Annotated in this window: 15 protein-coding genes; 4 read left to right on the forward strand and 11 right to left on the reverse strand. The window is 73.9% G+C overall.

Annotated features, from left to right (window positions below; translation table 11 throughout):
• The first annotated feature begins 34 nt into the window (after window positions 1–34).
• Window positions 35–841, forward strand: coding sequence for an ABC transporter ATP-binding protein (locus AC4H2S_RS12225; RefSeq protein WP_491497253.1), 807 nt, complete (start codon window positions 35–37; stop codon window positions 839–841).
• On the forward strand, window positions 838–3,090 hold the full coding sequence (locus tag AC4H2S_RS12230; RefSeq protein WP_491497254.1) for an FtsX-like permease family protein: 2,253 nt from the start codon (window positions 838–840) through the stop codon (window positions 3,088–3,090). The genes AC4H2S_RS12225 and AC4H2S_RS12230 overlap by 4 nt, the downstream gene beginning before the upstream one ends.
• Here the strand turns inward: AC4H2S_RS12230 and AC4H2S_RS12235 are convergent.
• The 3 genes from AC4H2S_RS12235 to AC4H2S_RS12245 all read right to left on the reverse strand — a co-directional run bounded on the left by AC4H2S_RS12235 (window position 3,087) and on the right by AC4H2S_RS12245 (window position 5,334).
• Window positions 3,087–3,752, reverse strand: coding sequence for a response regulator (locus AC4H2S_RS12235; RefSeq protein ID WP_491497255.1), 666 nt, complete (start codon window positions 3,750–3,752; stop codon window positions 3,087–3,089). The genes AC4H2S_RS12230 and AC4H2S_RS12235 overlap by 4 nt on opposite strands.
• Window positions 3,749–4,939 (reverse strand): sensor histidine kinase, encoded by a 1,191-nt coding sequence (locus AC4H2S_RS12240; RefSeq protein ID WP_491497256.1) that lies wholly within the window; start codon window positions 4,937–4,939, stop codon window positions 3,749–3,751. Before AC4H2S_RS12240 ends, AC4H2S_RS12235 begins: the two co-directional genes overlap by 4 nt.
• An 80-nt stretch (window positions 4,940–5,019) precedes the next feature.
• Window positions 5,020–5,334 carry a hypothetical protein gene (locus AC4H2S_RS12245; protein ID WP_491497257.1) on the reverse strand — a complete coding sequence of 105 codons (315 nt, stop codon included), beginning with the start codon at window positions 5,332–5,334 and terminating at the stop codon, window positions 5,020–5,022.
• Between the two features lie 223 nt (window positions 5,335–5,557).
• Here AC4H2S_RS12245 and AC4H2S_RS12250 point away from each other — a divergent pair, with 223 nt between their 5' ends.
• A complete protein-coding gene (locus AC4H2S_RS12250; protein WP_491497258.1) occupies window positions 5,558–6,577 on the forward strand; it encodes a hypothetical protein in 1,020 nt (339 codons plus the stop codon).
• A gap of 5 nt (window positions 6,578–6,582) precedes the next feature.
• Here AC4H2S_RS12250 and AC4H2S_RS12255 read toward each other — a convergent pair whose 3' ends face one another.
• Window positions 6,583–7,167, reverse strand: a complete 585-nt coding sequence (locus tag AC4H2S_RS12255; RefSeq protein ID WP_491497259.1) for a dihydrofolate reductase family protein — start codon at window positions 7,165–7,167, stop codon at window positions 6,583–6,585.
• 189 nt (window positions 7,168–7,356) lie between these two features.
• Here AC4H2S_RS12255 and AC4H2S_RS12260 point away from each other — a divergent pair, with 189 nt between their 5' ends.
• Window positions 7,357–8,145: an AraC family transcriptional regulator gene (locus AC4H2S_RS12260; RefSeq protein WP_491497260.1), complete on the forward strand. Its 789-nt coding sequence runs from the start codon at window positions 7,357–7,359 to the stop codon at window positions 8,143–8,145.
• Between the two features lie 42 nt (window positions 8,146–8,187).
• On the opposite strand, the gene AC4H2S_RS12265 is transcribed toward AC4H2S_RS12260, so the two are convergent.
• The 7 genes from AC4H2S_RS12265 to AC4H2S_RS12295 all read right to left on the reverse strand — a co-directional run bounded on the left by AC4H2S_RS12265 (window position 8,188) and on the right by AC4H2S_RS12295 (window position 20,659).
• Window positions 8,188–8,805 (reverse strand): response regulator, encoded by a 618-nt coding sequence (locus tag AC4H2S_RS12265; RefSeq protein WP_491497261.1) that lies wholly within the window; start codon window positions 8,803–8,805, stop codon window positions 8,188–8,190.
• Window positions 8,798–9,958, reverse strand: a complete 1,161-nt coding sequence (locus tag AC4H2S_RS12270; RefSeq protein ID WP_491497262.1) for a sensor histidine kinase — start codon at window positions 9,956–9,958, stop codon at window positions 8,798–8,800. Before AC4H2S_RS12270 ends, AC4H2S_RS12265 begins: the two co-directional genes overlap by 8 nt.
• A gap of 296 nt (window positions 9,959–10,254) precedes the next feature.
• Window positions 10,255–11,268 (reverse strand): zinc-dependent alcohol dehydrogenase, encoded by a 1,014-nt coding sequence (locus AC4H2S_RS12275; protein WP_491497263.1) that lies wholly within the window; start codon window positions 11,266–11,268, stop codon window positions 10,255–10,257.
• Window positions 11,269–11,300: 32 nt separating this feature from the next.
• Entirely contained in the window at window positions 11,301–12,236 is a 936-nt protein-coding gene (locus tag AC4H2S_RS12280; RefSeq protein ID WP_491497264.1) for a universal stress protein, read from the reverse strand.
• Between the two features lie 117 nt (window positions 12,237–12,353).
• A complete protein-coding gene (locus tag AC4H2S_RS12285; protein ID WP_491497265.1) occupies window positions 12,354–13,607 on the reverse strand; it encodes an NAD(P)/FAD-dependent oxidoreductase in 1,254 nt (417 codons plus the stop codon).
• A 187-nt stretch (window positions 13,608–13,794) separates the two neighbouring features.
• Entirely contained in the window at window positions 13,795–13,965 is a 171-nt protein-coding gene (locus tag AC4H2S_RS12290) for a hypothetical protein (RefSeq protein ID WP_491497266.1), read from the reverse strand.
• Between the two features lie 94 nt (window positions 13,966–14,059).
• Complete coding sequence (locus tag AC4H2S_RS12295) at window positions 14,060–20,659, reverse strand: ThuA domain-containing protein (RefSeq protein ID WP_491497267.1); 6,600 nt, start codon at window positions 20,657–20,659, stop codon at window positions 14,060–14,062.
• Window positions 20,660–20,701 lie beyond the last annotated feature (42 nt).

Consider the following 20,701-nt stretch of genomic DNA (forward strand, 5'->3'; position numbering starts at 1 on the left):
CGACCTGGGTCCGTCAGCGAGCGAGAGATGGTCCATGGCGATGAACAGGCACGGCAGCGACACCGCCGACGCGGTCCGGCTGACCGACGTCCACAAGGTCTACGGCAGGCGCGAGAACCAGGTGGTGGCGCTGGACGGCGTCACCACCGAGTTCGCCCGGGGCAGCTTCACGGCGATCATGGGCCCGTCCGGATCCGGCAAGAGCACCCTCCTGCAGTGCGCGGCGGGCCTCGACCAGCCGACGACCGGCTCGGTGCTCCTCGACGGATACGAGCTCAGCGAGCTGGACGAGACCGAGCTGACCATGCTGCGGCGCGACCGGATCGGCTTCGTCTTCCAGGCGTTCAACCTGCTGCCCGTCCTCACGGTGCGGCAGAACGTGACCCTGCCGCTGCGTCTCGCCGGCCGCAGGCCCGCCCGCGGACGGGTCACGCAGGTCCTCGAGCAGGTCGGTCTCGGCGAGCGGAGCCGGCACCGACCGGCCGAGCTGTCCGGCGGTCAGCAGCAGCGGGTCGCCATCGCGCGCGCCCTGGTCACCGACCCGGCCGTGGTCTTCGCCGACGAGCCGACCGGCGCGCTGGACACCCGCACCGCCCGCTCCGTGCTCGCCCTGCTGCGCGACGCGGCACGCGCGGCCGGCCAGACCATCGTGATGGTGACGCACGACCCGGTCGCCGCGTCGTACGCCGACCGCGTGGTCTTCCTCGCCGACGGTCGTCTCGTCGGTGAGCTGCGGGAGCCGACCGCCGAGACCGTCGCCCAGCGGATGACGCACCTCGGCGCCTACGGTGACAGCGACGCCTCCACGCCGGTCGGGCACGCGGGAGGTGCGCACCGATGAGACAGCTCGCGCTGCGCACCCTGCGCTTCCGCCTCGGCACCTTCGTCGCGGCGTTCCTCGCGATCCTCTGCGCCGCGGCGATCGTGATGTCCTGCGGCGGCCTCATCGAGACCGGCATCCGCACCGCCGTGCCGCCCCAGCAGCTCGCCGGCGCCGACATCGTCGTTGCCGGCGAGCAGGCCTACCACGCGACCGGCGGCGATCCGGACGAGCCGGTCATCCTGCCCGAGCGGGTCCGCATCGATGCCGCGCTGGAGGAGACGATCGCCGCCCTCCCGGGCGTGCGGTCCACCGAGGGCCACGTGTTCGACGGCACGCCGCCGCCGGGTCGCGTCGATGCCATCGGCGTCGTCGCCGAGCCCGGGACCGAGCTGGCCGGGCTCCGCGAGGAGATCGACGCCGCGCTCGACGCGCAGACCACGACACTCGTCGGGGACGAGCGGGGGCAGGCCGAGCTGCGCGAGGCCCGCGGCACCGGGGTCAACGTCGTCGCCCTGGCGGGCGTCTTCACGGCCTTCGCGATCCTGGTCACGATCTTCGGCGTGGCCTCGATGCTCGCGCTGTCGATCACCCAGCGTCATCGCGAGCTCGCGCTGCTGCGGGCCGTGGGAGCCACGCCCCGCCAGCTGCGCCGGCTGATCGTCGGCGAGACCCTGGTGCTGGCGGCGATCGCCACCGCGTTGGCCGTCCTGCCCGGCCAGCTCCTCGGCCGGTTCCTGTTCGACCAGCTGGCGGACCGCGGCATCGCCACGGCGGGGGTCGCCTTCCGGCAGGGCTGGATCCCGACCGTGGCCGCGGTCGCCATCGTGATCGTGGCGGCCGTCGCCGGCGCCCTCGGGGCCGGCCGGCGGGCCGCGCGCATCAAGCCCACCCAGGCACTGGCCGAGGCGACGCTCGAGGGCCGGACCACCGGGCCGGTACGCATCGGCCTGGCGATGCTGATGCTCGCCGGCGGCGCCGCCCTCACCATCGTGACGACCACGGTGATGAGCGGCCCGCTCGCACCGGCCACGGCCGCCCCCGCGGTCATCCTGCTCACGATCGGCCTCGCCCTGCTGGCACCGGTGGTGACCCGGATCGCGACGCTCGTCCTGCAGTGGCCCGTGCGGGCCTGGGGCGGCGTGACGGGCGAGCTCGCCGTCCTCAACGCGCACGGCCGCAGCGGCCGCATGGCCGCGGTCACGGCGCCCGTCATCCTGCTCGCGGGAGTGGCCAGCGGGATGCTCTACCTGCAGACGACGAACGACGAGGCCGACCGGCGCGCCTTCGCCGACGGCCTCACCGCCGACGTCGTGGTGACGTCCGACGGTCCGCTCGACCCGGCGCTGGTCGGGGAGATCAACGCCCTGGCGGGCGTCGGCGGCGCCTCCGAGCTCGTCACCAGCGTCGGCTTCGTCGAGGAGCCGGAGGACCGCTCACCGATGGGCGAGGGCTGGACCCTCCAGGGAGTCACCGCCGCGACCGCCGCCGCCACGACCCCGGTCGACGTCACCGCGGGCACGCTGTCCGACCTGACGGGAGACACGGTCGCGATCGACGAGGACCACGCGAGGCAGCTGGGCATCGGCCGCGGGGACACGCTCACCCTGCGGCTGGGCGACAACGCCACGCTCGAGGCCCGAGTGGTCGCGCTCTTCGTCGCGGACGGGGACTTCGACACCCTGCTGCTCCCGGCCGACACGGTCGCTGCCCACACCACCGACGGCTACGCCACCCAGATCGTGGTGACCGCCGCGCACGGCGCCGACCCGGCACGCCTGGAGTCCGACGTGGCGACCCTGCTGGCCGACCGGCCCGGCCTGGCGATCTCCGACCGGGAGGTGCTCTTCCGGCAGTTCGACGAGCAACGCAGGACCTCCACGTTCGCGATCTACCTGATGGTGCTGATGATCGCCGGGTACACCGCGATCACGGTCGTCAACACCCTGGCCTCGAGCACGACGACCCGCCGGCGCGAGTTCGGGCTGCAGCGGCTGGCCGGCTCCACCCGGGCCCAGGTGCTGCGCATGGTCGGGATCGAGAGCCTCCTCGTCGCGGGGATCGGGCTCGCCGCCGGGACCGTCGCCGCCCTCGCGATCGTCGTCCCGGTGAGCGTGAAGCGCCTCGACTCGTGGGTCCCCGCGGGGTCACCGTGGATCTATGCCGGCATGGTCGCGCTGGTCGTCCTGCTGACCCTCGGTGCGACCCTCCTCCCCACCTGGCGCGCGACCCGCGGCCGGCCGGCGGAGTCGGCGCTCGCGATCGACTAGTCGGGGTGGGCCAGCCCGGTCCGGTAGGCGATGACGACGAGCTGCGCGCGGTCCCTCGCGTGCAGCTTCGTCATCGCCCGCTGCACGTGGGCGCGGACCGTGTAGGGGCTGACGACCATCTGCTCGGCGATCTCCTGGTTGGACAGCCCCGTCGCGACCAGGGCGACCATCTCGCGCTCGCGCGGAGTCAGGGCGTCGAGCTCGACGGACCGCGGCGCCTCCGCGTCCACCGGCGTGGCCAGGAAGCGGGACACGAGGGCCCGGGTGGCGGCGGGTGACAGCAGCTGCTCGCCGTCCGCGATCGTCCGGACCGCGTCGAGGAGGTCCGCTGCCGCGATCCCCTTGCCGAGGAACCCGCTCGCGCCCGCACGCAACGCCTGCGCGACGTGCTCGTCGGTCTCGTAGGTGGTGAGGATCAGGACGCGGCTCTCGACCAGCTCCGGATCGGCACAGATCTCCACCGTCGCGCTGAGCCCGTCGTGGTCGGGCATCCGGATGTCCATGACGACGACGTCCGGCCGCAGCTCGCGCGTGAGGCGCACGGCCTCCCGGCCGTCCCCGGCCTCGCCGACGACGGTGATGTCCTGGGCGGCGTCGAGCAGCGTCCGGAACGCCTGCCGGAGCAGAGCCTGGTCGTCGGCGAGCAGGACGCGGAGTGTCATCCGACGCCACCGTCCTCCCTGTCGGCACGGTCGGCGGCCTGCCTCGGAGTGGGCAGCGGGAGCTCGGTGGAGACGAGGAAGCCACCCTCCGGGCGGCGGCGCGCGGCAAGCCTTCCGCCGACCGCCGTCGCCCGCTCGCGCATCCCGATCAGGCCGAAGCCGGTCGGGCTGCCAGGGTCGTAGCCGGGCGACGGCGCCCCGGGGCCGTCGTCGGCGACGGTGAGCAGCACCCGGTCGCGCCGCCAGTCGATCCCCACACGAGCGGAGCGGCTGCCGGCGTGCTTCGTGACGTTGGTCAACGCCTCCTGCACGATGCGGTACGCCGTGAGGTCGAGGCCGGGAGGCAGCGCCGTGGGCGTGCCCTCCTCGTGCACCGACACCTCCAGGCCCGCCCGCCGGAAGGACTCCAGCAGCGTGGGAAGTCGGGCCAGCCCGGGCGCGGGCTCGGCCGGGTCGCCGGGTCCCTCGGGCTCGCGCAGCAGACCCACGGTGGCTCGCAGGTCGTCCAGGGCGTGGCTCGTGGTCTCCACGACCTGCTGGAGGCTGCTCCTGGCCTCGGCGCGCACGGTGTCGAAGAGCTGGTCGGCCACCATCGCCTGCGCGTTGGCGAGGGTGATCTGGTGGGCCACGAGGTCGTGCAGCTCCCGGGCGATCCGGACCCGCTCCTCGCCCACCCGCCGGCGCGCCTCGCCGTCGCGCATGCTCTCGGCCCGCTGGGCCCGCTCCTCGACCGCGGCCAGGTAGGCGCGCCGGTCGCGGACCGACTGACCGAGCAGGCCGGCGACCAGGAGAGCCCCCGACACGACCACCAGCCGACTCACGTCCTCCCAGGAGAAGGCCGCCTCGAAGAACGGGACGAAGACCACGAGCAGCACCGCCGCCGGGAGCAGGACGCCGATCGCCACACGGCGATCGGAGCGCACGGCGAACGCGTAGGCGGCGACCAGCGCCGGGGCCACGATCACCGGCGTGAGCAACAGACCGAGCGGGGCGACGACCAGGCCGCACGCCACCGCGAGTGCCAGCGCCGCCGCCGGGGCGCGGTGCCGCAGCGGCAGCACGCCCGCGGCCACGGCGGCGACGGCGTAGGCGGCGACCGGCGGTCGTCCGACGCTCCCGTCGACGTGGAGGACGCCGCCGAGGACGCAGACGACGAACGCCGTCGCCACCACCGCTGCCTCACGCACCCGCAGGACGATACGGCGCCGAGCGGGCCGGGTCAGGTCACGGGCGGACCAGGCCGAGGTCGCGCCTGCGGCCGGGTCGGTCAGTCCTGGCGGCCGGGACGGTGGGGATGGTCCTCGTGGCGCGGGTCCTGCTCGGGATAGCCGGCCCGGGGCTCGACGCCCTCCGGCTGCGGCTCCTCGCCACCCGCGCTCTGCTCGGGAGGCGCGTCGGCCGGAGCCTCCTGGGCCGAGGTGTCGCGGAGGCCGTCCGCGCCCTGCTGCCCCGGGCCGGTGTGGCCCACCCACTCGCTGCTCGAGCCCATGCCGCCCGCGGCCCCGTCGGGCCCCGAGCTGTTGGGGGTCGACTCCCGCTCGGCCTGCTTCGGCTCGACCTGTTCCGGCTTGTCGTCCGTCATCGGCGCCTCTTCCCTGTCGCGACGGCCGGTCCGGGTGGTGCTGCGTACGCGTGACGCCCGGGCGCGGCCTGCCACCGGCGGTGGTGGCGTCCGGTACCCCCACTCCCCCCTCGCATGTGCGACCCGCCACGGGCGCGTCATGCCCCGACGGTGCGTTCCGCCCGGCCGGTGCGTGACGGGCGCACGGGTCCGCGCCCCGCTGTCGCGCCGCAGGCTCGTGGCCATGATCAGCGACCAGACACCCGCTCCGCCCGTCCGGCCCCCCGACCCCACGGCCCTCCGGCCGCCCGCCCCGCCGGACCACCGCAGCTCGGCCGCCCGGCGCCCGTCGTTGCGCGGCACCGGGCGCTTCGTCCTCCACTACGTCGAGATGGTCGTGGTGATGGTCGTCGGCATGGTGCTGCTCCATCCCCTCTGGACGCTTGCCGTGCGGGACGTCGCCCCCGGCGGAGTCCTGCGCTCGGTCGAGCTCGACACCCTGGCGATGGCCACGTCGATGTCCGTCCCGATGGTGGCCGCGATGCTGTGGCGACGACACTCCACGGCCTCCGTGCTGGAGATGGCAGGGTCGATGTACGCCGGGTTCGTCGTGCTCTACCCGTTCCTGTGGGCGGGCCTCGTCAGCGGGGTGACCGTGCAGGCGCTCGGGCACGCGCTGATGCTGGCATTCATGCTCGTGGCCATGCTGCGGCGCTGGCCCGAGCACGCCTGCGCCCCGGCCGCGGGCCGGCGCCTGTGGCCGGCGCTGCTCGGCCTGGTCGTCGCCGCCTCGCAGGTCGCGACCGGCGTGGACATCGAGGGCACTGCCATCACCGTCGCGGCCGCCGCGTCGTGCTACGTCGCGGCCGCCGCCCTGGACCGCCCGTGGGTGGCCTGGGTGGGGATCCCCGTGTCCGCGCTGGTGGTCGCGGTCGGCGAGCTCGCCGGGGCCACGTGGTGGGTCGGCCTGGCGGGCTATGTCGTGCTGCTGGTGGCGGTGGGGTTGGCGGCGCGGGCGCCGGGCCGTGCGCTGGCCGACCAGGGGCTCGCGATGCTCGTCTTCGGCGGTCTCGCCGTGGTGGCCCTCGTCGTCTCCCCGCGCCTGGGCCTCGCCCTCGCCGGCCTCGTCCTGACCTGCCACGCCGTGTGGGACTGGCGCCACTGGCGCCGCAACGACGTCGTCCCGCGCTCGATGGCCGAGTTCTGCATGCTGCTCGACGTGCCCGTCGGGGTCGCCGCACTCGTCGTGGCCATCGCCGCGTGAGGCCGTCAGTCCACGACGCGGTAGCCGAGCATGACGACGCCGGTGGAGGTCGGGGTGGCGTCGACCAGGGCCAGCCGCTGCGGCGCCGGCAGCTCGCGGAACAGCCGCTTGCCGGTGCCCAGCAGCAGCGGGTGCACGAACAATCGGTAGTCGTCGACGAGGCGCAGCCTCATCAGCTCATGGACCAGCACGCCGCTGCCGAGCACCGCGATCGCCCCGTCGCCCGCGGCCTTCAGGGCGCGTACGCCGTCCGCGAGGTCGCCGGCCAGCGGGCGGGCACCCGACCACGTGAGGTCGGCGGGCGTGCGCGTCGCGACGTGCTTCTCGGTGGCATTGAGGTGGGCCGCCATCGGGTTGGTCTCCGGCTGGTGCGGCCAGAAGGCGGCCATCGCGTCGTAGGTCCTCCGGCCGAACAAGTAGGCCGTGGTCTCCCGGAGGCCCTCGCCCGCGGCCCGCAGCTGGACCTCGTCGAGGTAGGGCGCCCCCCACCCGCCGTGCTCGAACCCGCCGTCGGTGTCCTCCTCCGGCGACCCGAACCCCTGCATCACCCCGTCGAGAGTGACGAACTCGTTGACGACCAACCTGCGCATGGTGCGCTCCTCCTCGCGTGCTGTCGTGGTGCCGGCACCGCGCCGGCCGCCCCACTGTCGGGCACGCGCGCAGGCCTGCGCTTGAACAAATCGGCAGGGCGCGACACGCGCCATACTGGGGCAGTGCTCCGCCCCTCGACCACGCGGACGAGGACGCCGACCGGATGGATCGAGTTCTCGCGTGCGCCCGTGCCCCGCCCGCTCGCCGGCATCGTGGCGGGGCGCTGCGGCAACAGCGAGCACTCCCCGAACGCCGCCACCCGGACGCTGCCGGCGAGCATCGTGGTCCCGCTCGTCATCGCGTGGGGCGACACCCAGGAGCTGACCGAGGTCGCGGGCGGTGAGGGCGCCGGGACGCACGGCTCGTTCGTCGCCGGACTCCGGCCCGGCACGACCCGCACCAGCTTCCGCGGCAGCCAGAGCTGCGTGCAGGTCTACCTCACGCCGCTCGGCGCCTCCCGCGTCCTCGGACTGCCCGGGCGCGAGATCGCCCACCGCGTCACGCCCCTGGCCGACGTCTCCCCCGCGCTCGACGGGCTCGCCGACCGGCTGGCGGAGACGCCCACGTGGGCCGAGCGGCTGGCGCTCGTCGACCGCACGCTGCTCGCCCTCGCGCACGACGGCGACGCCCCCGACCCGCTCACCCGGCAGGTGTGGCACGCGCTGCGCCGGAGCAACGGCACCGCCCGGATCCACGAGGTGGTCCGCGGCACCGGACGGAGCCCGCGGACGGTGACGTCGCGGTTCACCGACGCGACGGGACTGCCGCCGAAGACGGTGGCCCGGCTGCTGCGCTTCGAGCACGCCGGACGCGCCGCCGGCGCGGGGCGACCGCTCGCCGACGTCGCCGCCACGACTGGGTACGCCGACCAGAGCCACCTGACGCGGGACTTCGCGGCCCTCGCCGGGATCAGCCCGCGCGCCTGGGCCGACCGACCGCCGCCGACGCCGCGCGCGGCGCTGGGCGCCCATCCGTGAGCGGCGCGCGCTCCTCGCGGACCGGCGGGCCGTCGGGGTCGCTCACCGGATCCATCCCTGCGACCGGGCGATCGCGATGGCCTGTGCCTTCGACCCGGCGCCGAGCTTGGCCGTCGCCGCCCCGACGTAGTTGCGCACCGTGCCTCCCGCGAGGTTGGTGCGACGCGCGATGACCGAGGTGGGCAGGTCGAGCGCGGCCAGCTGCAGCACCTCCGTCTCGCGCTCGGTGAGCGGGTTGGGCGGCGCGGTGAGCGCGTCGGCGGCGAGCGCCGGGTCGACGTAGCGCACGCCACGGTGCGCGCCGCGGATGACCTCGGCGAGCGTGCCGGCGGGAGCCCCCTTGGCGACGAACGCCACGGCACCGGCCTCGAGTGCCTCGCGCAGGTGGGCGGGTCTCCCCCGCCCGGTCAGCACCACCCCGGCGCACATCGGGGCGACCCTGCGCAGCTCGGCCACCGCGGCGATCCCGTCGAGCCCGGGCATCTCGAGGTCCAGCACGGCCACGTCGGGGCGGTGGCGGCGCGCCAGCTCGACCGCCTGCCTCCCGTCCTCGGCCTGGGCGACGACCTCGAGGTCCTCCTCGAGGTCGAGCAGCGCGCTGAGCGCCGCCCTGATCGTGCCCTCGTCGTCCGCGACGAGGATCCGCAGCGGCTCAGCCATCGCCCACCGGCACCGTCGCGGACAGCTGGAACCAATCGGCGTCGCGGCGCACCGTGAGGTCGCCGCCCGTGGCGAGCAGCCGCTCGCGGAGTCCGGTGAGCCCGGACCCGGCCGACGGCGACCCGGCGCGCGGGCGGTCGTTGCCGACGACCACCGTCACCGAGCCCTCCGCGGTCCCGATGCGCACGCGGTAGCGCTCGGCGTCGCTGTGGCGCAGGATGTTGGTGGTCGCCTCCCTGAGCGTCATCGCGAGCGCGTCGGCGGCCTGCGGGTGCGCCGTCACCGCCTCCACTGTCATCGCCTCCACCGTCACGTCACCCCGGAGCCCGGCCGCGCGCAGCGTGCGCTCCATCTGCTCGACCTCGTCGGCGAGGTCGATCTCGCGGCGTGCCGCCAGCACGCCGCGGAACCGGCCCAGCGCCGACTCGGCAAGGGCGCGCGCCTCCTCGGACTCGCGGGCCGCCCGCGCCGGGTCGGTGGCGACGGTGCGGGCCGCCAGCTCGGACTTGAGTGCGATGACCGTCAGGTCGTGCCCGATGACGTCGTGGACCTCACGGCTGAGCCGGTTGCGCTCGCGGGCCGCCGTCGCGCGGGTGAGCGCGTGCTCGGAGGCGTCGGCACGCAGGAGCAGCTCCCAGAGCCACACCGGCGCCCAGTTGATCGCCGCGAGCCCCAGACCCACGCCCGCTGTGACGAGCAGGTAGTCGGTGCGGTCCGCGCCCAGCCAGCCGGCCACCGCGACACTGGTGGCGCTGGTCAGGACGGCCGCGCCCGCCGCGGCCGGCCAGCACCACACCAGCGGCGCGGTCCCGATGACGCTGGCGCCGAGCCAGGCCCAGGTCGGCCACCGCCCCGCGGCCACCGGCGCGACGAGCGGCACGCTCAGCACCGCCGCGGCGACGAACGCCAGCTGCAGGCGCCGGTGCACGCGGGCGGACGCCCACGGCGTCACCGCCGACCACGTCACCAGGAGCTCGGCGGCGAACAGCAGCAGGACGCCCACCAGACCCGCGACGCGCCAGCCGGCCTCGCTCTCCCGCGACACGCCCACCAGGGGCAGCATCACCACGCTCAGCACCGACGAGACCAGCCACACGACGGTCAGCAGGCGGGCACGCGAGAGGCTGCCCGCGGCCCGTCCGGAGGAGTTCACGTGGTCACGCTAGGGCGTGGCGGCGCACGTCGGAACCATGCACCGCGCACGGCTCGGGCGTGACACAGAGCCCGTCGAGTCGGCGCATCCTGACGCCCAGAGCCCGCCGAGTCGGCTCATCCTGACGCCCAGGACCCGCCGAGTCGGCGCATCCTGACGCCCAGAGCCCGCCGAGTCGGCGCATCCTGACGATTCCGACGTCAGGATGAGACGACTCGACCCCGATCCGATGTCAGGATGAGACGACTCGACCCCGATCAGATGTCAGGACGAGCCGACTCGACCCTGATCGGGTGTCAGTTCTCCATGTCGAAGACCAGCCGCGCGGGCACCGCGCCCGACAGCACCTCCTCGAAGCACGCGTTGACGTCCTCGAGGCGACGCGGCTCGGCGACCACGCGGGTGCGGCCGTTGGCGTGGAGAGCGAAGCAGTCGGCGAGGTCGTTGCGGGTGCCGACGAGAGAGCCCGTCACCGTGATCCCCTTGAGCACCGTCTCGAAGACCGGGAGCTCCAGCCGGTTGTCGGCGGGCAGGCCGACCAGCACGAGGCGGCCGTTGGGGTTGAGCGAGGCGTGCGCGGCACGCATCGCGGCGGGCGACGGGACGGTGACGACCGCGATGTCCACCCCACCGAGGGCCTCGAGCTCCACGGCCTGGTTGCCCCGCGCGTCGACGACGTGGTCGGCGCCCAGCTTCTTGGCCAGGTCGAGCTTGGCGTCCTCGACGTCGACGGCGACCGTGGTGGTGCCGAACACCTTGGCGTACTGCAGGGCCAGGTGGCCCAGGCCGCCGATGCCGACGACCATCGCGGTCTCGTTGGGCTGGGGGTGCGCGACCTTCAGGGCCTTGTAGGTGGTGACCCCCGCGCAGGTGATCGGCGCGGCGTCGAAGGCCGACACGCCGTCGGGCACCGGCACGGCGTGGCTGGCGTAGCCGATCGCGTAGTCGGCGTAGGAGCCGTCGATCGTGTAGCCGGTGAACTCCGGTGTCACGCAGTAGGTCTCCCACCCGGCGACGCAGTAGCGACACCGGCCGCAGGCCCGGCCGAGCCACGGCAGGGCGACCCGCGTGCCCACGGCGGGCGTGTCCACGTCCGGGCCGACCGCCACGACCTTGCCGACGCCCTCGTGACCCGGAATGAGCGGCATCTTGGGCTTGATCGGCCACTCTCCGCGCGCGGCGTGGATGTCGGTGTGGCACAGGCCGCTCGCCTCGATCTTGACCAGCACCTGCCCCGGGCCGGGCTCCGGCGTCGGGATGTCGCGGATCTCCAGCGGCGCGCCCATGGCCGGGACTACTGCTGCTCGCATGTCGTTCTCCTCAGGTCGGTGCTGCGTGGGTGCTACTTGTTCAGCTCTCCTGCGTCCTCGAGGACGAGGTCTTGGGTCGAGAGCCCGCGGTCGGCCGGCACGATCCGCACCGGGCAGTGCGCGTTGGCCATGACGGCGCGCGCGGTCGGGCCGAGGTGCAGAGCGGCCGGCACCCCGCGGGGCCTGCGGACCAGGACGATCTCGTCGACCCACTCCGAGGCGCTCACCAGGGCGTGGGCCGGCTGGTCGTGGACCACCCGCACCTCGACGTGGACGTCGGGGTAGGCCACCCGCCACTGCTCGAGCTCGCGGTCGACCTCCTCGTGGGCGCGGTCGTCCCACTCCGCCTCGGCGACGCGGTCGGCCACCACGTCCTCGTAGAAGCTGGGCAGTCGCCACGCGTGCAGCACCACCAGCCGGGCCCCGCGTGCCTGCGCGGTCGAGAACGCCTCGGCCAGGAGCTCGGGCGAGCCGTCGGGCCGCTTGATGCCGACCAGGACGGTTCCCGTGGCCTCGCCCGTGGGCCAGGTCTCGGGCACCGTGACGACGGGGGCCCGCGAGCTGGCCGCGACGGCGGTCGACACGTTGCCGGTGAAGATTCGGGCGGCCACCGGGCGACGGTCCGCGCCGAGCACCACGAGCGGGGCGTCCTGGCCCACTCCCAGCAGCGCCGGCACCGCGCCCTCGCGGGAGAGGCTCGTCGCCAGCCGGGCCGACTCCGGGACCTGGGCCTCGGTGACGGTCCGCTGCACCACGGCCCGGCCGGCGGTGGTCAGGTCCTCGATCGGCAGGGGGTACATCGGCGTCATCGGCACGTAGGTCGGCACCGCGTGCACGACGTGCACGCCCGTCCCGAGGCGCTCGGCCTCGGCGACGGCGTAGCGCAGCGCCTGGACGCCTGCCCGGGACCCGTCGACGCCCACCACCACGTCGCGGTCCCCTGCTGCCGACCTCCGGTCCTTGTCCATGACAACGCCTCCTCGTCCCGGCGAGCACCTCCCGCCACCCCCATCGTTGGGCGCACCGGAGGTCTTGGGGAGGGCCGAGGGCCCGTCAGGACATGGGACCTTGTGCCCGGACGCCCCTCAGCGCAGCGGGTCGAACGCGACGAGCTCGGCCGGCGTGGCTCCGGTGGCGATGCGCTGGGCGAGGAGCCTCCCGGTGAGCGGACCGAGCGCGATGCCCCACATGCCGTGGCCCCCGGCGACGAAGACGTCCGGCGCGTCGGTCGCGCCGATCAGGGGCAGGCCGTCGGCGGTGCACGGACGGGCACCCACCCACTCGTCGCGTCGGTCGTCGAGGTCGACGCCGTCGAACAACGGGCGCGTCGCCTCGACGATCGCCTCGATGCGGCGCGGGTCGAGCGGTGCGTCGGTGTCGCGGAACTCCATCATCCCCGCGACCCGCAGCCGGGGTCCGTCCGCGGTGGGCAGCGGCGTGCAGGCGACACGCTGGGCCGGGAAGTAGACCGGAGTCCCGGGCAGCCGGTCGCCGCCGACGCTGAACGAGTAGCCGCGCCCCGCCTGGACCGGCTGGCGCACGCCGAAGCGGCGGGCCAGGGGGCCGATCCACGCGCCGTTGGCCAGCACCACGGCGTCGTAGCGCAGCGGCTCGGCGGGGTCGTCGGTGGTGACGTAGGCGCCCCCGGCTGCCTGGCGCACGTCGGTCACGGCGCTCGACTCGCGGATCTCGCCGCCTCGCGCGACGAACGAGTCGGCCAGGGCCGCCAGGAACGCCGGCGGGTCGAGGTAGCGCTGGCCGTGCAGGACGACGGCGCCACCGATGGCCCCGGTGAGCGAGGGCTCGAGCGCGCGGGCCTCGCTGCCGGTGAGGACGTCGTACTTCACGTCCTGTCCGGCGCCGCGCACGTGCTCGAGCTCCTCGACGAGCACGGCGCGCTCCTCGGTGGTGCGGAAGCAGGCGAGGAACGGGTCCGCGGGCCGGGTGGTCGCCGCGACTCCCCCGGCGGCGAGGTCGTCGAACGCCGCGAGCGCCTGGCGGTTCACCGGGGCGTAGGCGCGCATGCCGATGCCCCACCGGCGGGCCGTGCTGTGGCGGACGAACCCGGCGAGGAAGCGCGCGAGCCGCGGGTCGAGGCGCGGCGGGAGGTAGACGGGCGAGGACGGGCTGAGGACGGCGCGCACGCCGTAGGTGAGCACGGCCGGCTCGGGCAGGGGCGCGGTCAGGGAGGGGGTGAGCCAGCCGGCGTTGCCCCAGGAGGACCCGGCGGCGACGTGGCGGCGTTCGTGGACGGTGACGTGGAAGCCGTGCTCCTGGAGGAACCAGCCGGTGGACAGGCCCACCATGCCGGCTCCGACGATGGCGACGCGCTTGGTCATGGCTCTGCTTTCTGACGAGGGGGACGGTCGGGAGGAGCGCGCCGGCGTGACCGCGGCGCCGTCGCGAGATCGGCCGGACGGGCGGGCGGGGACGGCGCGGCGCGACCCGGTGCGGGTGCGCGCGGGACGGGTGCGCGCGGGGTGGGTGCGGGGTGGGTGCGGAATGCGGCGCACCCGGGCGGTCAGGTCAGCGGGGCGGCGGGGCGCGGTCGACGCTGCGCCGCAGGACGTCGAGGCCGCGGACTCCGCGCGCCTCCTCGCTCAGCTCGAGGGCCAGCAGCGCGGCGCCGGACGGCACGCGGGACGGCAGGTGGACGCGGTCGGCCGATGCCGCCGCCACACCTCTGCCGTCCACCATGGGGCGACCCTAGCAACGTCGCGCGGACAGGCCGGTCGGCCCGCACCGGCCCGGAAGGGCGCGGACACGGGCCGACGTGGCTCGACCTCTGGGATCAGCGGCGGACGGTGAACCGCCAGCTCTCCACGGTGCGGTTGCCGAGCGCGTCCTCGACGACGAGGCGCACCGTGTGGCGACCGGGCGACAGGGCCCGCTTGGGCGTCCAGCTCATCCGCTCGCGCCGGGCGTCGTAGCGCACCCCGCCGACCTTCTTGCCGTCGACGAACAGCGTCAGGTCACCGGAGCGCACCCGGGAGTGCCGGTCGGAGACGACCGCGCCCACGGTCGGCGTCCGGTCGCGCGTGGTGCCGGTCGGGGTCACCTTGCGGACCTTCGGCCCGGTGCGGTCGACCGTCCAGGTGGCCGTCGCCGGCGTGGCGTCGGTGCCGCCCGCACCCACCGCGCGGACCCGCACCCGGTGCGAGCCGTCGGCGAGGCCGCGGTAGGTCGTCGGCGACGTGCACGCCCGCCAGGCCGACCCGTCGAGGGAGCACTCGAACGTCGCTCCCCCGGCGCCGGGACCGGTGGCGGTGAACCGGATGGTCGCCGTCCTCGCCCGGGTGGCGTCGCGCGGGGCGCCCGTGATCCTCGTGTCGGGGACCGGCTGCTCGGCCTTGGTGACCGTCACCGTCACGGTGCCGGTGTCGGTGTCGGTGCCGTCGGTCACGACGTAGTCGAACGTGTCGGTGCCGGAGTGGCCGGCGTCGGGGGTGTAGGTCACCGTCCCGTCGGCGGCCGCGACCGCCGTGCCGTGTGCGGGCGTGGTCACCGAGGTGACCGCGAGCTGGTCGCCCGCGTCGGCGTCGGTGTCGTTGGCCAGCACCCTGATGGCGACCGGCGTGCCCTGCGTCGTGGTCGCCGTGTCGTCGACCGCCACCGGCGCCGAGTTGACCGGGTCGACCGGGTCCTCGCCGTCGACCAGGAAGGTGTCGAAGGAGACCTCGTCACCCTCCTGCAGCACGCCCGCGGCGAACACGCCGAAGCGCGGCCCGGCCATCGGGTTGACGACCGGCCTGGGCATCTCCACCCAGGTCGTGCCGCCGTCGAAGGACGCCTCTCCGGCGTAGGAGGTCCCGGTCTTCGTGAGCCGGAACCGCATGTCGGTCAGGTCGGTGCCGTCGGGGATGGCGAGCTCGGGCTGCGGGTCGCCACCCACGATCACGTTGTCGACCTCCGAGCGCAGCTCGACGCGGTTGGGCATCGTCCTGCCGTCGTCGGAGATCACCACGAGCTTCACGTAGTTGGCGTCGTCGCCGTAGGCCATCAGGCCCGCCTGGCTGTAGCCGCCGTCGAGCGTCGACACGTCGGCGTGGGCCTCGAGCGTCCAGTCGTCGCCGGCGTGGTCGGGCGACTGGAGGATGAGGTTGGACTTGCCGGTGCCGCCCTGGTAGATCTCGCCCCTCGTCGTGGTGAGGAACAGCCGTCCCTCGGCCACCCGGCGCGTGGCCGGGTCTCCGGCGACGATCGCGTCCCAGCGGCAGGTGTCGAGCGCGTCGCCGTCGAAGGTGTCGTCGGGGGTGTCGGTCTCGCAGGCCTCGATGACGGTGACGGTGACGGTGCCGGTGTCGGTGCCGCCGTTGCCGTCGCTGACCGTGTAGTCGAACGTGTCGGTGCCGGCGAAGCCCGCGTCGGGCGTGTAGCGCACGGTGCCGTCGGCGTTGATCGTCGCCGTGCCGTGCGCCGGGCTGGTGACGGACTCGACGGAGAGGGTGTCGCCGTCGGGGTCGGTGTCACCGGCGAGCACCGAGATGGTGACCGCCCGCCCGGCCGTGGTGACGGCGCTGTCGTCGTCGGCGACTGGGGGCCTGTTCTCCGCTGCCGCCGGGGTGACCCGGAAGTAGTCGAAGGTCGCCGTGCGGCCCGGCTGCTGGACGCCGATGGCGAACAGGCCGAGGTCCATGTCGCTCCGCGGGTGGGTGACGGTGCCGACGGTCTGCCAGTCGCCCCCGTCGAACGCGATCTCCCCGAGGTAGCTGCCGCCCGTCTTGGTCAGGCGCAGGCGGTACGACGTCACGTTGGCCGGCGCGTCGAGCTGCGGCTGCGGGTCGAGGATCGCCGCGTTGGACTCCGAGCGAAGCTCGACGCGGTTGATCCGACCGGCGTCGGTGTCGGCGATCACGTCGAGCTTGACGTAGTTGTCGTCGTCGCCGTAGACGAGCAGCCCGGCCTGGGCGTAGCCGTCGGTGAACGTCGCCGATACCCGGGTCTCGAGCGTGTAGTCGTCGGTCGTGTTGGCGTCGGACTGCAGGATCAGGTTGGTCGTCCCCGAGGGGTCGGAGTCCTGGTAGAGGTCGCCCCCGGTGGTGGTGATCGTGAGCGCCCCGTCGGCCACCTCGTGGCGCGAGGGGTCCTCGCGGACCGAGGCGTTCCACCGGCAGTCGTCGAGGTCGGCGCCGTCGAACTCGTCGCTCGGGTCGGTGGCGCCGCTCGTGCCGTCGGGGTCGAAGCGGATCCAGTCGAAGGTCGCGGTCGGGCTCGTCGTCGCGCCGCCCGACACCGCTGCCGGACCGATCCGTGGCGTGGCGAACGTGCTCATCGGCGCGGGCCGCCCGACCGGGGAGAACGTCTCGCCGTCGGCGGAGTAGGACGCGCGCAGGTCGGTGCCGTCGGAGGTGAGTCGCACGTAGTAGGTCGACGGGAAGCCGGCGGGGACGCCGCCGAGCTTGTCGGCGGCCTCGTTGCGCGGGTTGCCCTGCGCCTCGTAGATGAACTCCACGTCGCGGTTGCCTCCGGCGGAGATGAGGTGGACCGAGGCCCAGTTCTCGTCGTCGGAGTAGAGCCGCAGCCCGGCCTGCTGGTAGTTCTCCGTCACCTCGGCGGTGACCTTGGCGGTCACCTCGAACGCGCCGTCGGGCGCCTCCTGCACGATGACGTCCTTGGCGAGCCCCGCGGGGTCGCCGGTCGGGCCGTAGAGGCTCCCGGTGTCGATGGGCAGCTGCAGGCCGCCGTCCGCCACGCTCCACGTGCCGCTGTCGCGGATGATGTCCCACTTGCCGTCGAGCGAGGTGCCGTCGAACTCGTCGGACTGCTGGACCCCACAGGCGTTGAGCACCCGGATGGGGACCGTCGAGGAGCCGGAGGCGCCCGACGGGTCGGTGGCGGTCAGGCGGGCGGTGTAGGTGCCCGGCTCGGTGTAGGTGTACTGGGCGTCGAGGGTGGTCGCGGTGTCGCCGTCACCGGGGACCCCGAAGTCCCACCGGTAGGTGAGCTCGTCGCCGTCGTAGTCCGACGCCGTGCCGTCGAAGTCGACGGTCAGCGGGGCGGTGCCCTGGGTGGGGGTGCCCTGCGCGCCGACCTGCGGACGGGAGTTGACCGAGACGCCCTTGCCCGCTGCGTCGAAGAAGTTCAGGTTGAACAGGTTCGTCGCGGCGGGGTCGGCGTTGGTGAACACCAGGAACAGCTCGTGCGTGCCCTGCTGCGCGGACTCCGCGATGTCCATGTCGACGAACTGCCACTGCTGCCAGTCGCCGGTCACGGGAACGGCGACCGAGCCGGCCAGGGGCCCGGTGGGGCTGTCGAGGCGGGCCTCGATGGTGCCGCCGACGCCGGCCGAGGAGATCCGGAAGCGCAGCCGCGGCACCTGGTAGAGGCTGATCGGGGCGTAGGACACGTAGTCGCCCGCGTCGAGGTGGGACAGGTTGTGCGAGCCGCCGAGCGGGTCGGTCGTGGCCTCTGTCTCGACGCCGCGCTGGGTGTCGAAGTGCTCGGCCTGCTTGCGCTTGGGCTGCAGCACGACCTCGTCCTCACCGGTGAGGGCGCGGACCCCGTTGCCGCCCTCGTCGGTGTAGCTGGCGTTGATCACGCCGAAGATGTCGGCCGAGGGGTCGTGACCGCCGTCCGCCACGGTGGGCAGGAGGACGTCGCAGCCGGTGCGCGAGCTGAGCGGGTGGCCGTGCGAGTCGTGGCCGAGGATGTAGTCGATCTCGACCCGGTCGCAGTCGATCTCGCCGTCCTCGGGGTCGGTCACGGTGACCCTGACCCGCACGGAGTCGCCGAAATCGAAGAACGCACCGTCGGGCGGCGTCTCGATCTCGACCGTTGGCCGGGTGTTGCCGACCGTCACGACCGCCGTGGCCACGCCGGTCCGGCCGGTGGAGTCGGTGACGGTGAGGCGGGCGTCGTAGACGCCGTTCTGGGTGTAGACGAAGGTCGGGTTGGGCTGGGTGGAGTCGACCGTGCCGTCGTTCTGGAAGTCCCACTCGTAGCTCACGATCGAGTCGCCCTCGTCGGGGTCGCTCGAGCCGGCGCTGGAGAACTGCACGGTCAGCGGGGCGGTGCCCGAGTCGGGCGTCGCGGTGGCCGACGCCGACGGCGAGCGTGCCCCCTCGTTGATGGCGTTGATCTTGTAGACGGCCGAGTTCTCGTTGCCGGTGAAGTAGCCGCCGTTGCCGTAGTCGAGGACGTAGAGCGAGCCGTCGGGGCCGAACTCCATGTCCATCGCGGCGTAGAGGGTCGAGGAGTCGAAGAACGGGTCGATGCCGACCACGTCGCCCTCGGCGTCCATGGCGATGTCGCGGATCCAGCCGCGGGTCCACTCGCCGGCGAAGAAGTGGTTGTCGAAGTACTCGGGGAACTTCACGTCGGAGTCGAGGTCGGGGTCGTAGTTGTAGACGGGGCCGGCCATCGGGCCCTCGCCGCCGCCGCCGAACTCGTTGGTGGTGACGCCGCCGTAGGTGACGCTCCCTCCGTCGTACTTGATCCAGGCGGGCTGGGCCGGCGGGAGGTTGGTCAGGCCGGTGTTGTGCGGGCTGTTGTTGACCGGCGCCGTGCAGTCGAACTTGGGGCCGGTGCTGTTGGTCGCGAAGTCCCACTCGTTGTAGGTCTCGGCCGGGGTGTTGGTGCCGGTGCAGTAGGGCCAGCCGAAGTTGCCGGCCTCGCGGATCTGGTTGAACTCCACGATGCCGCCGGGTCCGCGGTTGGGGTTGGCGCCGCCGGCGTCGGGTCCGTACTCACCGAGGTAGACGTAGCCGGTGCGCTTGTCGACCGTCATCCGGAACGGGTTGCGGAAGCCCATCGCGTAGATCTCGGGACGGGTCTTGTCCTGCGCGTCGGACGCCTCCGGGAACAGGTTGCCGTCCGGGACGGTGTAGCTCGCCTCGGTCGGGTCCGGGGTGATGCGGAGCACCTTGCCCCGCAGGTCGTTGGTGTTGGCCGAGCTGCGCTGCGCGTCGTACGCCGGGTTGCGGGTGGCGCGCTCGTCGAGCGGCGCGTAGCCGTCGGAGGCGAACGGGTTGGAGTCGTCGCCGGTGGACAGGTAGAGGTTGCCGTCGGCGTCGAAGTCGATGGCGCCGCCGGCGTGGCAGCAGATGCCGCGGTCGGCGTCGACGCGCAGGAGCTGCTGCTCGGTGGAGGGGACCAGGTCGTCGTCGACCATCTTCATCCGCGTCAGGACGTTGTGGCCCTTCCATTCCGCGAACTGCGCGGCCGTGCCCTCGTTGGGGGCGTCGCCGGCAGGCGTCGCGAGCGGCGGCGCGTAGTAGAGGTAGACCCACCCGTCGTCCTCGAAGTCGGGACTGACGGTGAGGCTCTGCAGGCCGTCCTCGTCGTGGGAGTAGATCGGGACGTCGTACAGGAGGGTGGTGTTGCCCTCGAGGTCGGTGAGGAAGATGCGGCCGTCGCGAGCGTTGTGGAGCACGCGGCCGTCGGGCAGCACCGAGATGCTCATCGGCTCGCCGACCTTGTCGACGCCCTTGGCCAGGGTGACCTGCTCGAACGAGGCGTCGGTGGGCGCCGGCGGGGTGCAGCCGTCGGGCGCCTCGCCGGCGGCGTACTGGATGCCGCCGAGCAGGTGCAGGCGGAAGAGGGGCTCGGAGAACGACGCGTCGGTGTGGCCGCCGCCGGTGTAGAAGCTGCGGCCCCCCTCGAACTCCTGGTACCACGCGATCGGGTGGTCGTCGTCGCCCGGAGCGCCGTCGTTCTCGTCGTAGGTCGACTCGTCGAGCGAGGCGATGACGTTGATGTTGCTGTTGTCGCGGGGGCTGTAGTCGGGGCCCCCGCCGTTGACGACGGGGTTGGTCGGCGACTGGAAGTTGTACCACTCGTCGGTGCGCGTCCAGCGTGCCGGCAGCGCGCAGGACGACGGCGTGCTCTGGTCCTCGACGTCGATGGTGGCGGTGGGCGTGCCGGCGGGGTGGCTCTGGAAGTAGGCGCCGACGAGCTGGCCGTACCAGGGCCAGGTGTACTCGGTGTCGGAGGCCGCGTGGACGCCGACGTAGCCACCGCCACCGCGGATGTAGGCCTCGAACGCCGCCTGCTGGGCGTCGTTGAGCACGTCGCTGGTGGTGGACAGCCACACCACCGCCTCGTACTTGGCGAGGTTGGCCTCGGTGAACTGGGCGGGGTCCTCGGTGGCGTCGACGGTGAAGCCGTACTGCGCCCCGAGCCGCCTGACGGCGCGGATGCCGGCCGGGATCGAGTCGTGGCGGAACCCGGTGGTCCTGCTGAAGACGAGGACGTCGTAGGTCGGCTCCACCGCCGCAACCACCTGCTGCGGGGCGGCGGCCGCGGGCGCTACCGACCGCTGCGCGGTGCCGGCCGGCAACGGGGCGGCGGCCGCGGCCGGCGCGGTGGCGATGCCACCGGCGGCGACGGCCACCGCCACCAGTCCCGCGATGGATGTCCTGACACGTGCCGCGGATGTACGGAAGCTGCTCATGCTGTCCTGCCTTCTGGTGGCCGTGCGAGGTTGCTGGCGTCG

The sequence above is a fragment of the Nocardioides sp. Z13_37 genome (assembly GCF_058355585.1).

Bases quoted from the DNA above. Each gene is read 5' to 3' on its own strand.
- AC4H2S_RS12295 (WP_491497267.1), bottom strand. From the start codon at position 20,659: ATGAGCAGCTTCCGTACATCCGCGGCACGTGTCAGGACATCCATCGCG.
- AC4H2S_RS12285 (WP_491497265.1), bottom strand. From the start codon at position 13,607: ATGACCAAGCGCGTCGCCATCGTCGGAGCCGGCATGGTGGGCCTGTCC.
- AC4H2S_RS12245 (WP_491497257.1), bottom strand. From the start codon at position 5,334: ATGACGGACGACAAGCCGGAACAGGTCGAGCCGAAGCAGGCCGAGCGG.
- AC4H2S_RS12255 (WP_491497259.1), bottom strand. From the start codon at position 7,167: ATGCGCAGGTTGGTCGTCAACGAGTTCGTCACTCTCGACGGGGTGATG.
- AC4H2S_RS12235 (WP_491497255.1), bottom strand. From the start codon at position 3,752: ATGACACTCCGCGTCCTGCTCGCCGACGACCAGGCTCTGCTCCGGCAG.
- AC4H2S_RS12275 (WP_491497263.1), bottom strand. From the start codon at position 11,268: ATGCGAGCAGCAGTAGTCCCGGCCATGGGCGCGCCGCTGGAGATCCGC.
- AC4H2S_RS12265 (WP_491497261.1), bottom strand. From the start codon at position 8,805: ATGGCTGAGCCGCTGCGGATCCTCGTCGCGGACGACGAGGGCACGATC.
- AC4H2S_RS12290 (WP_491497266.1), bottom strand. From the start codon at position 13,965: ATGGTGGACGGCAGAGGTGTGGCGGCGGCATCGGCCGACCGCGTCCAC.
- AC4H2S_RS12230 (WP_491497254.1), top strand. From the start codon at position 838: ATGAGACAGCTCGCGCTGCGCACCCTGCGCTTCCGCCTCGGCACCTTC.
- AC4H2S_RS12225 (WP_491497253.1), top strand. From the start codon at position 35: ATGGCGATGAACAGGCACGGCAGCGACACCGCCGACGCGGTCCGGCTG.
- AC4H2S_RS12250 (WP_491497258.1), top strand. From the start codon at position 5,558: ATGATCAGCGACCAGACACCCGCTCCGCCCGTCCGGCCCCCCGACCCC.
- AC4H2S_RS12280 (WP_491497264.1), bottom strand. From the start codon at position 12,236: ATGGACAAGGACCGGAGGTCGGCAGCAGGGGACCGCGACGTGGTGGTG.